This window comes from Corynebacterium sp. LK2537 (genome assembly GCF_040946485.1).
Taxonomy (GTDB): Bacteria; Actinomycetota; Actinomycetes; order Mycobacteriales; family Mycobacteriaceae; genus Corynebacterium.
Window position 1 is genome coordinate 178863 of record NZ_JAYWLQ010000004.1, and the last position, 14045, is coordinate 192907.

The 14045-nt window shown below is 66.4% G+C and carries 13 protein-coding genes, 1 tRNA gene and 1 pseudogene; 5 read left to right on the forward strand and 10 right to left on the reverse strand.

Annotation, left to right across the window (positions count from 1 at the left end; all coding sequences use genetic code 11):
* The first annotated feature begins 43 nt into the window (after window positions 1–43).
* Window positions 44–412, forward strand: coding sequence for a hypothetical protein (locus tag VVS03_RS06985; RefSeq protein ID WP_368521536.1), 369 nt, complete (start codon window positions 44–46; stop codon window positions 410–412).
* A gap of 11 nt (window positions 413–423) precedes the next feature.
* Here the strand turns inward: VVS03_RS06985 and VVS03_RS06990 are convergent, their stop codons facing one another.
* Together VVS03_RS06990 and gluQRS are read right to left on the reverse strand one after the other, a co-directional pair.
* Window positions 424–1980, reverse strand: coding sequence for a cation:proton antiporter (locus tag VVS03_RS06990; RefSeq protein WP_368521537.1), 1557 nt, complete (start codon window positions 1978–1980; stop codon window positions 424–426).
* Window positions 1981–2047: 67 nt separating this feature from the next.
* A complete protein-coding gene (gene gluQRS / locus VVS03_RS06995; RefSeq protein WP_368521538.1) occupies window positions 2048–2974 on the reverse strand; it encodes a tRNA glutamyl-Q(34) synthetase GluQRS in 927 nt (308 codons plus the stop codon).
* A 41-nt stretch (window positions 2975–3015) separates the two neighbouring features.
* On the opposite strand from gluQRS, the gene VVS03_RS07000 reads away from it, so the two are divergent.
* Complete coding sequence (locus VVS03_RS07000; RefSeq protein ID WP_368520512.1) at window positions 3016–3726, forward strand: queuosine precursor transporter; 711 nt, start codon at window positions 3016–3018, stop codon at window positions 3724–3726.
* Between the two features lie 17 nt (window positions 3727–3743).
* On the opposite strand, the gene VVS03_RS07005 is transcribed toward VVS03_RS07000, so the two are convergent.
* The 7 genes from VVS03_RS07005 to VVS03_RS07035 form a co-directional block, all read right to left on the reverse strand.
* Window positions 3744–5519, reverse strand: a complete 1776-nt coding sequence (locus VVS03_RS07005) for an ABC-ATPase domain-containing protein (RefSeq protein WP_368521539.1) — start codon at window positions 5517–5519, stop codon at window positions 3744–3746.
* A gap of 49 nt (window positions 5520–5568) precedes the next feature.
* Window positions 5569–6828, reverse strand: coding sequence for a tRNA guanosine(34) transglycosylase Tgt (gene tgt / locus VVS03_RS07010; protein WP_368521540.1), 1260 nt, complete (start codon window positions 6826–6828; stop codon window positions 5569–5571).
* Window positions 6812–9226 carry an MMPL family transporter gene (locus VVS03_RS07015; RefSeq protein WP_368521541.1) on the reverse strand — a complete coding sequence of 805 codons (2415 nt, stop codon included), beginning with the start codon at window positions 9224–9226 and terminating at the stop codon, window positions 6812–6814. Before VVS03_RS07015 ends, tgt begins: the two co-directional genes overlap by 17 nt.
* A gap of 174 nt (window positions 9227–9400) precedes the next feature.
* Window positions 9401–9491, reverse strand: a tRNA-Ser gene (locus VVS03_RS07020).
* Window positions 9492–9564: 73 nt separating this feature from the next.
* Window positions 9565–9771, reverse strand: a complete 207-nt coding sequence (locus VVS03_RS07025) for a CsbD family protein (protein ID WP_070768522.1) — start codon at window positions 9769–9771, stop codon at window positions 9565–9567.
* A 96-nt stretch (window positions 9772–9867) separates the two neighbouring features.
* Window positions 9868–10299 carry a nucleoside deaminase gene (locus VVS03_RS07030; RefSeq protein ID WP_368520595.1) on the reverse strand — a complete coding sequence of 144 codons (432 nt, stop codon included), beginning with the start codon at window positions 10297–10299 and terminating at the stop codon, window positions 9868–9870.
* A gap of 59 nt (window positions 10300–10358) precedes the next feature.
* Window positions 10359–10883, reverse strand: coding sequence for a tRNA adenosine deaminase-associated protein (locus VVS03_RS07035; protein ID WP_368520516.1), 525 nt, complete (start codon window positions 10881–10883; stop codon window positions 10359–10361).
* Between the two features lie 39 nt (window positions 10884–10922).
* On the opposite strand from VVS03_RS07035, the gene VVS03_RS07040 reads away from it, so the two are divergent.
* From VVS03_RS07040 to VVS03_RS07050, 3 genes are all read left to right on the forward strand, one after another.
* Window positions 10923–11951, forward strand: a complete 1029-nt coding sequence (locus VVS03_RS07040) for a prephenate dehydrogenase (RefSeq protein WP_368520517.1) — start codon at window positions 10923–10925, stop codon at window positions 11949–11951.
* Window positions 11938–12444, forward strand: coding sequence for a DUF1990 family protein (locus tag VVS03_RS07045; protein WP_368521542.1), 507 nt, complete (start codon window positions 11938–11940; stop codon window positions 12442–12444). Before VVS03_RS07040 ends, VVS03_RS07045 begins: the two co-directional genes overlap by 14 nt.
* A gap of 229 nt (window positions 12445–12673) precedes the next feature.
* Window positions 12674–13462: an acetoin reductase gene (locus VVS03_RS07050; protein ID WP_368520519.1), complete on the forward strand. Its 789-nt coding sequence runs from the start codon at window positions 12674–12676 to the stop codon at window positions 13460–13462.
* 210 nt (window positions 13463–13672) lie between these two features.
* Here VVS03_RS07050 and VVS03_RS07055 read toward each other — a convergent pair.
* Window positions 13673–13978 (reverse strand): annotated as a pseudogene (locus tag VVS03_RS07055) (TrkH family potassium uptake protein); the annotation flags it as partial.
* Window positions 13979–14045: the final 67 nt, after the last annotated feature.

Sequence of the window (14045 nt, forward strand, 5' to 3'; positions counted from 1 at the left end):
AGTCGTGCGCGGCCGGTGTACGGCAGGCGCTAAGCTGGGCCCCATGGACGCCCTCACCTACGCCGGTTTAGAAGACTCGCTGGACTATCTCTACGCGTTCTTGGACTCTGACCTGCTGGCACGGATTAAAGACGAGCTGCAGTACATCCCGGCCGGGATGGAGGACTTCCTGCTGGATGACTCGCTCGAGGACTTCGTGTGGCTGTGGTTTAAAGACTCCGGCGCCAACGGCTTCCGCCAGTACCTTGCCGACGGCGGTTTCGACACCGCAGAGGTGGAGCAGGCCTACGTTTTCTGCCGGGCGGAGTGGGGAATGAACACCCCGCCGCAGGTGGAGTGGCTGCGCGAAGACGGCTTTGATTTAAGCCCCATCCGCCGTGAAATCGACAAGCTGACCGGCCGCGAATCCTAATCACCGGCGGCTTATTTCCGGGCGGCGAGCACCATGCGGTCGACCTCGTGGAGGACCTCGTCGACTAGGGCTGGGTTGTAGCGGGGATCGTTGCGCATCTCCAGCAGGACGGACTGGGAGGCCTGGAAGGCGGTGGCGCGGGCCTGGGCCGCGAAGGCGCGGGCGCGGTGGGCCTTTTCCAGGCGGGCCTTCTGATCCTCCGCGTCGAGGTCGTCGGTGCCGAAGACCTTGTCGAACCAGTCGTCGATGTTGGCGGCGACCTCCGGATCCAAGTCATCGTGCTGTTTGCGCAGGCTATCGATGGCGGCCTTGCGGGCGCGCTCCGTGACTTCGGCGTGCATCTTGTCCGAGGCGGCTTGCGAATCCGCCGCCAGATCCAGCTTGCTCATCAGCCACGGCAGGAGCATGCCAGGCAGCACCATGGTCACCAGCAGCACGGTCAGGGCGATGACGGCGAGCTCGTTGTAGAACGGGATGGCCCCGCTCGGCACCGACAGCACCAGGGCCAGCGTGACGAGTCCGCGCATGCCGGACCAGGTCATCAGCAGGACCTCCTGCAGGCGCAGCGGGGCGACGCCGGGCTTCCCGCGCCGCAGGTTGATGCGGTAGAAGATGTACATCCACGCCAGGCGCACGGCGAAGGCCACCAGGGACAGGATGACGCCCACCAGGACCGAGTGCCACAGATCCGAGCCGACCTGCGTAATGGCGTCGTTAACGGACAGCCCGATGAGCCCGAAGGCCAGGCCGGTAAACAACAGGTCCACCGTGGACCAGAAGGCCTGACCACTGACGCGGTCCTCGGCCTCAATGGGCGCGCGGGAGTTGAGCTCCACCGCGGCGATGACCACGGCGATAACGCCGGAGGCGCCCAGCTCCTCGGAAAGGATATAGGTGGCGAAAGGGATCACCCAGGTCAGTGCGTTGCGCGCGGTGACATCGTGCACGTGCTTGATAAACCAGCTGGCCACCCGGCCGACCAGCAGGCCGATGACGCTGGCCACCGCGGCGGAGTACGCGAACTTCAAGATCCCCTCTCCCACGGAGAGTTCCGCACCGCGGGTCACGGCCAACAGGGCCATGTGGAAGACGACGATGGAGGCGGCGTCGTTAAACAAGCCCTCGGTCTGCAGGGCCGAAATGATACGGCGCGGGATGCCGGCAGGCTCGGCCACCGCGTCCACCGCGACCGGATCCGGCGGGGCGATGGCCGCACCAATCAGCAGGGCCGCGGCCACCCCGACGCCGGGCAGGAAGACGTACGCGGCCGCGCCCACCGCGGCCGTGGTCACCACCACCAGCAGCACGGACAAGCTCACGATGGTCAGCCACTGCTGCCGGATAACTCCCCAGGAGGTCCGGCGCGCCAGCGCCCACAGCAGCGGCGGCAGGAAGATGGGCAGGATGAGATCGGCCGGCACGTTAAGCGCCGGGATGCCCGGGATGAAGACGATGACCATCGCCACGACCGATAGCAGAGCAGGCCACGGCAGCCCGATCTTTTCCCCCACTGCGACTGAAATGATGCTGAGCAGCAGCAACGCCACTACCCCTAGAACTATTTCCACAACGCCTTCTCCCCGCGCCTTTTCTCTTTACGTTTTAAGTGTAGGACGCGGGGCTGGCAGCCACCAGTCAGTTTCCTGCCGGCTCCCAGAAAACCGGATCCCAGCCCATCCGGGCCGGGTCGAAGCGCTCTAAGATCTCCTCCGCAGTGCGGGCCCCGGCCAGCCCCAACGATGCCGCCAGTTGCCCCACCACCTGCTGGACACTGGCGGTCTCCAGCAGCTGGCGCAGGGTCACCGCCCCGTCGCGCTTGGACAGGCGCCGGCCGTCGCTGTTGAGCACCAACGGCACGTGGACGTACTCCGGGGCCGCCTTCCCCAACAGGTGCGCCAGGTACGCCTGGCGCGGGGCGGAGGTAAGCAGGTCGTCGCCGCGCACCACCTGGTCCACGCCCTGGTAGGCGTCATCAACCACCACGGCCAGGTTGTAGGCGAAGTCCTGGTGCTGGTTCGCGTTCCCGCCGCGGCGCAGAATGAAGTCATCAACCTCGCCGGTGTAGTCACCGCGGTGGTAGTCGTGCACGGTGTACTCGTCGCGGTCGGCGCGCAGGCGCAACGCCGGCACGCGGCCGGCCGCGGCCAGCTCCGCCCGCTTGGCCTCCCGCTCTTTATCACTCAAGTCCCGGCACGTGCCCGGGTACTGGCCCGGAATGGCGTGCGGGGCGCGGGCGGCTTCCTGGATGTCCTTGCGGGAGCAATAGCACTCGTAGTGCGGCAGGCGCGCCAGCGCCGCCTCGTACGCCGCAAACCGATCCTGCTGGCGCAGCACCTCACCGTCCCAGTCCAGGCCGATGGCCTGCAAGTCCTCTTGCTGCCGCGCGGCGGATTCCAGCGAGGAACGCTGGGTGTCCACGTCCTCGACCCGCAGGTAGAATTTCCGGCCGGACCAGCGCGCAAACAGCCAGGCCAGCAGCGCAGTACGCAGGTTTCCAAAGTGCAGGTCGCCGCTCGGGCTGGGCGCGTAACGCCCGGCCGCAGGAAGGGTCTCAGAACTCATAAATTACAGCGTACCGCCCGCGTTCTGGCACGATAAGGTGCATGACAAAACAATCGGCAACCGCAACCACCAACCCCGGTGGCGAGAGCATCCGATTCATCCCGGTGCAGGCCAGCCTGTACCCGTGGCTGGTCACGCTGTTCGTCGTCACCTTCCTGATCTCGAATATCAACGCCACGAAGGGCGTCGAGCTTGGCCCCCTAGTCACCGACGGCGCCTTCTTCCTCTTCCCCCTGGCCTATATCACCGGCGACGTGCTGGCCGAGTGCTACGGCTTCAAGTCCACCCGGCGCGCCATCTACATCGGCTTCGCCATGGCCCTGCTGGCCGTGCTGTCCTTCTACATCGGCATCTGGCTGCCGGAAGCCGAGTTCTACGAGGGCCAGGAGGCCTTCGCCGCCACCCTGGGCCTGGTCCCCCAGATCGTTCTGGCCTCCCTCTGCGGCTACCTCGTCGGCCAGCTGCTCAACGCCTGGGTCATGTCGGTGCTCAAGCGCCGCAACGGTGAGAAGAAGCTGCCGGTCCGCCTCATCGCCTCGACCGTCGTGGGCGAGTTCGGCGACACCCTCCTGTTCTGCGCCATCGCGGCGCCCGTCATCGGCATCTCCACCGCCGGCGACTTCATCAACTACGTCATCGTCGGCTTCCTGTGGAAGACCCTCATCGAGGTCGTCCTCCTGCCGGTGACCACCCAGGTCATCAAGTGGGTCAAGAAGAAGGAGAACTACGTCGCCGGCGGGGCGGCGGCCTAAATTCGCGGGCTTTCCCCTTAGCGCTTAATATCTAACCTCCGGTAACGGTTCACCGCGGCCAGGATCTCGTGCTTGCGGGGGCGGGACAGGTGCCCGGGGTGGGAGCGCCCCGGGGTCAGCGCGGTCAGGGACTCGGCGGTGATGGTCGCCAGCAGCTCGTCGACCAGTTCGGTGACGGGGCGGGAGTCGTTGTGCTTGCCCAGCCACTCCAGGCACAGCGCGATGGCGGCGGTCTGCGGGGCATCGGCCAGCTGCGAGACCGCGCTTAGGTCGATGTCGCTCTTGGCAAAGCTGATGGTGTCTAGCCCGCGCGGCTTCGCGCCCTGGGGCTTGCCCTTGTGCCCGGCGGTGGGTTTGAGGCAGCCCGGGGCCAGGGCGCGGAAGCTGGGATCGAACATGCCGGGCCCCAGCGCCAGCTCGTGCGGGCGGGAGCCGGCGGCAATCTCATGGGCGCGGGAGGTGATGTCGTGCGGCTGGTAGCGGTCCATGGCGATGACCGTGTCGGCCAGGCTGAGGTAGGCGCCGGAGCCGCCCGCAATCAGGACGGTGGAAATGCCCTTGTCCTGGTAGAGCGCCTTCACCCGCGCCACGTACGGGGTGATGGGCTCCTGGTCGCCGGGGACGAGCTCCTGCATGAGGCGGTCCCGGATCATGAAATTCGTCGCCGAGGTGTCCTCGTCGATCAGCAGGGCGGTGGCGCCGGCCTCAGCGGCCTCGACGACGTTGGCGGCCTGGGAGGTCGAGCCGCTGGCGTTGGTGGTGGAAAAGCGGCGGGTATCCGCCCCGGTCGGCAGGTTGGTAATGAACGGGGAGATATCCAGGTCCGTGACTGGGCGGCCGTCCTCGGCGCGCACGCTGACGGCATCCGCGCGGGTGATGACCCATTCGCGGCCGTCGCCGGCCACGTGCGGGTAGACGCCGCGCTCCAGGGCGCGCAGCAGCGTGGACTTGCCGTGGTAGCCGCCGCCCACGATGACGGTCAGGCCGGCGGGCACCCCCATGCCGGTCACGGTGCGGCCGCTGGGCAGCTCGAAGCTGTGCGTGAGCTCCTCCGGGGCGATGAAGGCCGCGGCGGTATCCGCGTCCATCGGCTTGTCGCTATCACCGGCCCGGCGCGGCAGGATCGCGCCGTTGCCCACGAAGCCGACCAGGTCGCGGGTAGCCAGCTGCGCGCGCAGGGCCTCCTGGTCGCGCAGGAGCCACACGTGACCAGCCAGGTCATCCGGGTTGAATTCCTCGGCCACAACGGCCTCTTCCACCGCGTCCGGCAGGTCCTCGGCCAGCAGGCCGGCGGCGCGGTGGCCTAAGACGCGGCGGCCCTGGGCCGGCAGGCCGACCAGCAGGCGCACCTCGATCACCTCGTCGGTGACCACGACGGCGCTGCGCTCGAGTACCTCTTGGCCGATGAAGCCGACGCTCACGCTGTTGGACTTGCCGCTGCCCTTGCGGCCTTTGCCTGCCTTGCCGCCGCCGATGGCGGCGACGGTGCGCGCAATCCGGCGGGCGAGAAAGTCGGCCACCGCGACCTTGTCGAGCTCATCGGTGACCACCTCGGCCGGCAGGTCGGCCACCGCGCGGGGCACGCGCACCCGCACCTTGGACGGGGCGGCGAAGGGATCGCTTTGCACCTTGTCGATCGCCACCGTCAGCCCGTCCGCGCCGGGCTCGGTATAGGTGCCGGCCAGCTTCTTGTACGCGCCGTAACCGGCGCCGTCGATACCGTGGCAGGCCTTAGCGAGGTCCTCTAAAGTACCGCCTGAGCGGCGGTCACCGCGAAAATTCTTTCCAGACATACCCGCCACCGTAACACCCGCCTAGGCGGCACAGCGCGGGCCCTTCGCGTTAGCGGCCGGCGTAGTAGCGGCCCAGGAATTCGTCGCGGTAGGCCGCGTAGTAGCCGCCGTCGATGGCGGCGCGGATATTGTCCACCAGGCGGACCATGAACTCCAGGTTGTGGATGGTGCACAGCGTCCCGGCCAGGTACTCCTTCGCCTTGAGCAGGTGGTGGAGGTAGGCCCGCGAGTAGTTCTCGGAGACGTAGCCGCCGAATTCCTCGTCCACGCCCGCGAAGTCGCGCTTGAAGCGCGCGTTCGACAGGTTCAGCCGCCCCTCCAGGGTGTAGACCCCGCCGCGGCGGGCCAGGCGCGTCGGCGCGACGCAGTCGAAGGTATCCGCGCCGGCCTCCACCGCGGTAAACAGGTCGTCCGGCTCAGAAATGCCCAGCAGGTGGCGCGGCTTGTCCTCCGGCAGCTCGTCGCAGACCCAGCCGACGATGGTGCCCAGGTTTTCCTTCTCCAGCGCGCCGCCGATGCCGAAGCCGCCGAAGCCGCGGCTGCCGGACTCCCAGGCCTTATCGGAGATCTCCACCAGGCCGCGGGCGGCCTGGCGCCGCAGGTCCTCGTACTGGGCGCCCTGCACCACGCCCCACAGGGACTGCTTGGGCCGGTGGGTGCGCTCCTGGGTCAGCCGCGTGTGCTCATCGATGCAGCGCTGCGCCCAGCGGTGCGTGCGCGCCACCGACTCCTCCTGGTAGGCGCGGGTGTCGATGAGCGTGGTCAGCTCGTCGAAGGCGAACATGATATCCGCGCCCAGCCCGTGCTGGATCTGCATGGATTTTTCCGGGGTAAAACGGTGCTTGGACCCGTCGATGACGGACTTGAAGTCCACCCCGTCTTCATCCACCTGCGCCATGCGCTCCTTCTTGGCCGCGCGGATGTCCTGCTCCGTCAGGTCGGCCAGGTCCATGGCCAGCACCTTCTTGAAGCCCACGCCGAGGCTCATCACCTGGAACCCGCCGGAGTCGGTGTACGTCGGGCCGTGCCAGTTCTCGAAGGCGGCGACCCCGCCGGCGGCGTCCACGATGTCGTGGCCGGGCTGCAGGTAGAGGTGGTACGCGTTCGACAGGATTGCCTGCGCGCCGGTGGCCCGGATCTGCTCCGGGGTCAGGGTCTTGACAGTGGCCTTGGTGGCCACCGGGATGAAAGCCGGGGTCTGGATGTCCCCGTGCGGGGTGCTAATCACCCCGGTGCGGCCGTGCTTTCCCGCCCCTTCCTGTTCCAGGCGGGTACGGACCTTAAAGCTCAAGTCACCTGCGTGCGTCATGCTGGTCAGTATATTCCCTCTGCTTAGTGGCCTGGGCTTCCCATTCCTTTTCCAGCTCGTTGCCCTCGATGTCGATGGTGGGCAGGATCTTGTCCAGCCAGCGCGGCATCCACCAGGTGCCGCGGCCCATCAGGAACATCGTGGCGGGCACGAGTGCCATGCGCACGAAGAAGGCATCGAAAAGCACGCCCGCGCCCAGGGCGAAGCCGAAGATCTGGATGAACGGCAGCGGCTGGTTGATGAAGGCCACGAAGACCGAAATCATGATGATGGCCGCCGCGGTGACCACGCGCGCGCCCTGGGTGAAGCCGACGATGGTGGCCTCTTCGACCCCGTTGTAGGGCGAGCCCGGCCGGGAGGTGCCGCCCGTCCGCGTGTAGTGCTCGCGCATGCGAGTGACCAGGAAGACCTGGTAGTCCATGGCCAGGCCGAAGGTCACGCCGATGAGGAAGATCGGCATAAAGGAAATCAGCGGGCCCGGCGCCGGCACCAGGCCCCACAGGCCCTCCTGCCAGAACAGCACGGTCACACCGAACGCCGCGCCCACCGAGAGCAGGAAGCCGAGGCCGGCCACCAGCGGGACCAAGACCGAGCGGAAGACCACGAGCAGCAGCAGGATGGCCAGGCCCACCACGATGCCCAGGTAGAGCGGCATGGCCTGCTCGAGGTGTTCCGTGATGTCCAGCTGCACGGCGGTCAAGCCCGTCATGCCGACCTCGGTGCCGGTCGCGTCCTCGATCCGGGAGTTGGTATCCCGCAGGGCGTTGGCCACGCCCACGGTGGCCTCCTCCGTGGGCGAGGTCTCCGGGGTGACCATGATCTGCGCGGCGTTCTGGTCTTGGCTGAGCCCCACCAGCTGGGCGTGCTTGACCCCGCCCACGCCCTTGAGCTGATCCGTGGCGTACATGAAGGAGGAGAACGCGGCCTTGGAATGTTCGTCGTCGCCCTCCTGCGCGGACATCAGCGGCTGGAGCGCGGCGGAGTCCTCGTTGACGTCGGCCGCGTCCACGATGACCAAAAACGGCCCGTTCACGCCGGGGCCGAAACCCTCCGCGAGCAGGTCCGCGGCCTTGCGCTGGGTGGTGTCCGGGTTCGAGGTGGTATCCGCCGGCAGCGCCAGTTCCATGTTCAGCACCGGCGCCGAGAGCAGGCCGAGGGAAAGGACCACGCCGGCCATGGTCAGGCCCGGCACCTTCTGGACCGCGCGGACCCAGCGGTTGCCCATCGTGCGGCGGCGGGAGCGCTTGCCCTTGCGGTTCGGGTTGCCGGCCACGCCCGGGATGCGGCCGGCGAAGGCCTTGTCGCCCAGCAGCCCCAGCAGGGCCGGAATCAGGGTCAGGGCGACCAGCACTGAGATGGCCACGGTGCCGGCGGCGGCCAGGCCCATGGCGGACAGGAAGCCGATGCGGGCGATCACCAGCGCGAACAGGGCCACGAAGACCGTGGTGCCGGCGAAGACCACCGAGGAGCCGGCGGTGCCGGCGGCCATGCCCGCGGCCTCCGGCCCGGACATGCGCTCACGCTCGGCGCGGTAGCGCGACAGGATGAACAGGGCGTAGTCGATGCCCACGGCCAGGCCGATCATCACGGCCAGCACCGGGGTCATGTTGTTCAGCTCCACCCAGTGGGTGGCGATCATCAGGCCCAGCGAGCCGAGCCCCACGCCAACCACCGCGGAGATGAGCGGCATGCCCGCCGAGACCAGCGAGCCGAAGGTGAAGATCAACACCAGGAAGGCCACGCCCAGGCCGATGACCTCGGAGGTCGAGTTGACCCGGATATCGTCGCCGAAGCCGGCGCCGCCGGCCTCGACCTGCAGGCCCGCCGCGCGGCCTAAGTCCATCGCGTCGTTGACAATCTCCTTGTCTTCCGAGTCCACCGAATAGGGGCTCTCGGCGTCGAAGTCAAAGGTCGTGTAGGCGATGGTCTCGTCCTCGCTGACCATCGCCAGGTTGTCCGCGTCCTGGCGGGCAGACTCCTCCGGCAGTCCCATCGAGGTGAACTGATCAACGACCTGGTCCTGCAGCTGGGGCGAGACCTCCAGCGGGTTGCCAAAGCGCATGGTGTCGCCCATCTCCAGGTTGTCCCGGAGGTAGTCCACCACCTGGTCGATGGCCTGCGCGTTGTCTGGGTCGCTGAGCTTCTCGCCCTCCGGGGCGTGGAAGACCAGGTTCACCGTGGGCGCGTTCGCCGGGTTGCCACCCTCGGGGAAGAGCTCCATGGTCCGGTAGGTCGCGTCGATGGACGGCGTGCCCGCGATGGAGAATTCGCTCGTCATTGGCTTCATCAGCGCCACGGCCGCGCCCGCGGTCGCGGCCAGGAGCACAAGCCAGGTGACGATGACTTTCCACTTGTTCAGGTAGGACCAATGCCCCAGCCGGTACAGGAGTTTAGCCACGAGGTGAACACCTTTTCTGCATCAATATTCCCACCGCTGCGCGGGAAAGAAACGGGAAGGAAGTTTAAAAAAATTCTAGGTTAAGGACTGCATAGCCGTATTGCCCTAGTCTAAGTTATGGATCAAAAAATTCCCTATCCCACCGGAATGCGCCGGTCAGATAGGGAATTGAGTTGGCGGTGGCGGCGGGATTTGAACCCGCGGTTGGGGGTTACCCAACAATCGCTTTCGAGGCGATCACCTTCGGCCGCTCGGACACGCCACCGCGTAACAGGTTACGGCAGGCGCCCCGCGTTAACAAAATCGCCGGGTAGCGCCCGCCGCACCGGGTCTTAGACTTACTTGTCGTCGCCGGTCAGCTTGCCCAGGGCCTCGGAGGCCTTGTCCTTGATGTTGTTAGCAGCGTCGGACAGCTTGTCCTTGGCGTCAGCAGCGGTCTGCTCGCCCTTGCCCTCGTTGGCAACCTGATCGTTGTCGGTGGCCTCGCCGTAAGCTTCCTTAGCCTGACCGACGACCTTGTCCTTGGCGTTCTCGAAATCAGCCATGATTTTCCTCCTTGTTTCACGCGGAATTGTTTCGCAGGAACCAGCATACCCGTGATTACTCGACCGCGCCGCCACGAAGGTGTCGTGGCTCACACTTTAGCGTAGTGATTCAAAAAATCCTGCCATAAGCTGGGCGCATTCTTCCTCGAGGATCCCCGCCCGCACCTGCGGGACGTGCAGCCCGCCCGGCGCGCGCAGCAGATCGACCCACGATCCGCAGGCCCCCGTCTTCGGTTCGAAGGCGCCGAAGACCACCGAGGCGATTCGCGCCCCCAGCAGCGCCCCGGCGCACATGGCGCACGGCTCCAGGGTGACCACCAGCTCGCAGCCGGATAGCCGCCACCCGTCCCCGTGTTCTTTGACCGCGGCCCGGATGGCCTCCACCTCCGCGTGGGCGGTCGGGTCCTGGCGCTGCTCGCGGCGGTTGACTCCGGTGGACAGCTCGCGCCCGGCGGCATCGAAAAGCACGGCACCGACCGGCACGTCCCCGGCCGGGGTGCCGGCCGCCACCTCGAGCGCGCGGCGCATGCGGCGTACTGCCCGGCGCGACCCCTCGCTGGCCGGCAGGCCGTGGGTGGGCGCGGGCATCAGTCGAGCTCGTCGTCGGTGTCGCTGTCGAGGTTGTCGATGGCCTCCTCCAGCTCGTCGCCGAAGCCGATATCGCCCGCGATGCGCAGCAGCATGTCCGAGGGCCAGTCCTCGTCGTTGTCCACGATGAAGCCGAGCTGGTCCTCGCCCAAGCCGAGATCCGCCAGGATATCGAAGTCGCCGTCGGCAAAGCCGTCCACGTCGTCCAAATCATCCGGGTCGATATCCGGCACGTCCAGGCCCCGCATGTCCAGAAAGTCCGCCGCGTAATCATCATCGACCGCCATCGTGGCGTCCGAGAGCAGCATGTAGACCCCGCCGGGCACGGGGCGGATGATGACGAAATAGTCGTCGTCGACGCAGACCAAACCGAAAGCGGCACCCTCGGCTCGCAGGCTCCGCACGGCCCGCACGGTGCGCTCGGCGTCGTCGAAGTCGTCGTCGAATTCGCGCACCACCCAGCGGCCGTTATCTTGGTGAACCGTGACCGCGAAGGAGTACCCGGAAAAATTTGCGTCGCTCATACCTCGTGAGAGTAGTCGCAATGTGGGAAGATTGTCACTGTGAGTTCTTCAGATGTCCAACGTCCCATTTGCATTATCGGTCTCGGCCTTATCGGCGGCTCTCTGCTGCGCGATTTGACCGAATGTAAACACTCCGTTTTCGGTTACAACCACTCCACGTCCGGCGCCCGCACCGCAATCAAGCAGGGCTACGACGTCACGGACGATCTGCCGGGCATCCTCCGCCGCGCCGAGGCCGAGGGGGCCCTCATCGTCGTGGCCGTGCCCATGGAGGCCGTAGGAGAGGTCCTCGACGCCATCGCTGAACACGCCCCGACCTGCGGCGTCACCGACGTCGTCTCCGTCAAGACCGCCGTCTACGACCTGATTAAGCAGCGCCAGATGGAGACCCGCTACGTGGGCGGCCACCCGATGGCCGGCACCTCCAACTCGGGCTGGAACAACTCCCAGACCGGCATGTTCAAGCGCGCCGCCTGGGCTATCACCTTCGACCACGCCCAGGAATGCGAGGCCCGCGGCGAGCGGATCGGCCAATTCTGGATCGATCTCTTCGCCGACGTGACCCGGATGACCCAGATGGTCGGCGCGGAAGCCGTCCCGGTGACCGTGGACAACCACGACGCGGCCGTGGCCCGGATTTCCCACCTGCCCCACATTCTGGCCGAGCTGCTCGCCGTGGTGGGCGACAACGGCGGCATCCTCGCCCAGTCGCTGGCCTCGGGCTCCTTCAAGGACGGCACCCGCGTGGCGGGCACCCGCCCCGAGCTCGTCCAGCAGATGTGTGAGACCAACGCCCCGGCCCTGGTCGACGCCCTGGACGAGTCCCTCGAGCTCCTCCAGGCCGCCCGCGACTCGCTGTCCTCCGCGGAGCCGTCCATCGCGGACCTCGCCGATGCCGGCTACCGCGCCCGCACCCGCATTGAGGCCCGCTCCGGCGCGCGCAAGGAGTCGGTCTCCCCCATCAAGATCTCCTCCCGCCCGGTCCTGCGCCTGCACCCCGGCGGCCACGGCTGGGTCGCGCTGCTGCGCCAGTCCCAGTCCCTGGGCGGACGGATTGAAATCTTTTAGCCCGCTCCCCCAACACCTCGCCGCCCGCCGGCGCGCCCAGCCGCTGACCTACCAGCCCGCGGAGCTTTACCGCCTCCCGCAGCTGCGCGCCAGCCGCGTCCTGGACGCCGACTTCGACACCGCCGCGGCCGGCCTGCGCGGCTGGCGGGTCCAGGCCAGCGTCTTCCGCATCCGCGCCACCGGCCCGGCCCTGCACGGCGCAGTAGTTGAGCTGGGCTTCGGCCTGGGCCCACTGGTGAAGAAGTTCTATTGCCGCGTCACCGACGTCATCGACGAGCCCGACCGCTGCGGTTTCACCTACGGAACGCTTTCCGGCCACCTCGAGCGCGGCGCCGAAACCTTCACCCTAACCCGCCTGCCCGGAAACCGCGCCCGCCTGGACATCCTCGCCCGCTCCGAACCCGCCACCCGGTGGCTGCGGCTTACCCGACCCGTCATCGACCTCGCCCGGCGGGCCCTCACCTCGCGGCGGTACCTGCGGGCGCTGGGTTAGGGTTTCCCATCGGAAAATTATCGACCTCTGACAGATTTCTTCGCCGTTTTCCCAAGTGGAATGGTCGGATACGGGCACAAGTCGATATTCTCCGCACGCCCAAAAAATTCCCCACGCCACACCAAACCCGACACGTGATCCACATCATTGACTGAAGTTATATTCTCCCGGATACTCGAATGGTGAACCAATAAACGCGGGTTCCCGCCCGCCTACCGGAGGGAGTTTCATGACAAACCAACGCATTGATGACAAGGTCGCACTCGTTACCGGCGCCGCTCGCGGCATCGGTCAGGCCATCGCCCTGCGACTGGCCGAGGACGGCGCCAACGTGGCAGTCTTGGACTTGGACGCCGATAAGTGCGCGGACACCGTCGCGAAGATCGAAGGCACCGGCCGCAAGGCGATCGCCATTGGCGCCGACGTCTCCTCCCGCGACCAGATCTACGCCGCCATCGACAAGGCCACTGAGGAGCTCGGCGGCTTCGACATCATGGTCAACAACGCCGGTATCGCCCAAGTCCAGCCCATCGCGGAAATCGCCGACGGGGAGGTCGACTCCATCTTCGACATCAACGTCAAGGGCGTTCTGTGGGGCATCCAGGCGGCCGCCGCTAAGTTCAAGGAGCTGGGCCACGGCGGCAAGATCATTAACGCCTCCTCCATCGCCGGCCACGACGGCTTCCCAGTCTTAGGCGCCTACTCCGCCACCAAGTTCGCCGTACGTGGCCTAACCCAGACTGCGGCGCAGGAATACGCCGCAGACGGCATCACCGTCAACGCCTACTGCCCGGGCATTGTTGGCACCGACATGTGGGTCGAAATCGACGAGCGTTTCCACGAGCTCACCGGCGCCCCGCTGGGCGAGACCTACCAGAAGAACGTCGAGGGAATCGCCCTGGGCCGCGCCCAGACCCCGGAGGACGTCGCCGACTTGGTCTCCTTCCTGGCTAGCCCCGGCGCGGACTACATCACCGGCCAGGCCATCCTGACCGACGGTGGCATGGTCTACCGCTAAACCAACCCGTGCATAGCTAAAGCCCCTAGCTGTTTTCACAGCTAGGGGCTTTGTGTTGTGCGCCCGGAGGTGTCTGAGTTCACCACATATTTGACCCCCTGTTCCTGCGAAGGCAGTCCTGATACTTGACAGGTGAGTCGCGACAAACTTGACACTTAGCCCACCCTTACCGTGTCTGGGGTTACCCGCAAATCGTGGACACGTTGTTAAGCTGATCCGGCCGGTCAGAAGCATGCCCGATAACGACACCAAACTCATGATGCCGAGACCACCCAGCTGGATGAGCACAATGATGACTGCTTGGCCAAAGGGCGTCCAATACGTACCGGTGTCCTCCAACACAAGCCCCGTCAGAGAAACTGCTAAGGTCGCCGTAAAAAGCGCAGGAAGAAACGGAGTCCACTGCCGAACGTTGGCGGAAATCGGCAGCATCAAAAGCACCGTTCCCGCAAGAATGAGCAGGATAAAGCCCGCGGCAGTGAGCCGAGCTGGGCCCAAGAAATGACCGCGTTTCACAGCGATTCACACTAACGCTTAGCACCAATCTGAGGAAACCCATTGGCCTGTGAATATTCCGACAATC

Excerpts from the sequence above, each read along its gene's own strand:
- VVS03_RS07025 (WP_070768522.1), bottom strand. The coding sequence starts at position 9,771 with ATGGCTGATTTCGAGAACGCCAAGGACAAGGTCGTCGGTCAGGCTAAG.
- VVS03_RS07030 (WP_368520595.1), bottom strand. The coding sequence starts at position 10,299 with ATGCGCCGCGCGCTCGAGGTGGCGGCCGGCACCCCGGCCGGGGACGTG.
- VVS03_RS07000 (WP_368520512.1), top strand. The coding sequence starts at position 3,016 with ATGACAAAACAATCGGCAACCGCAACCACCAACCCCGGTGGCGAGAGC.
- VVS03_RS06985 (WP_368521536.1), top strand. The coding sequence starts at position 44 with ATGGACGCCCTCACCTACGCCGGTTTAGAAGACTCGCTGGACTATCTC.
- VVS03_RS07050 (WP_368520519.1), top strand. The coding sequence starts at position 12,674 with ATGACAAACCAACGCATTGATGACAAGGTCGCACTCGTTACCGGCGCC.
- VVS03_RS07035 (WP_368520516.1), bottom strand. The coding sequence starts at position 10,883 with ATGAGCGACGCAAATTTTTCCGGGTACTCCTTCGCGGTCACGGTTCAC.
- VVS03_RS07005 (WP_368521539.1), bottom strand. The coding sequence starts at position 5,519 with ATGTCTGGAAAGAATTTTCGCGGTGACCGCCGCTCAGGCGGTACTTTA.
- gluQRS (WP_368521538.1), bottom strand. The coding sequence starts at position 2,974 with ATGAGTTCTGAGACCCTTCCTGCGGCCGGGCGTTACGCGCCCAGCCCG.
- tgt (WP_368521540.1), bottom strand. The coding sequence starts at position 6,828 with ATGACGCACGCAGGTGACTTGAGCTTTAAGGTCCGTACCCGCCTGGAA.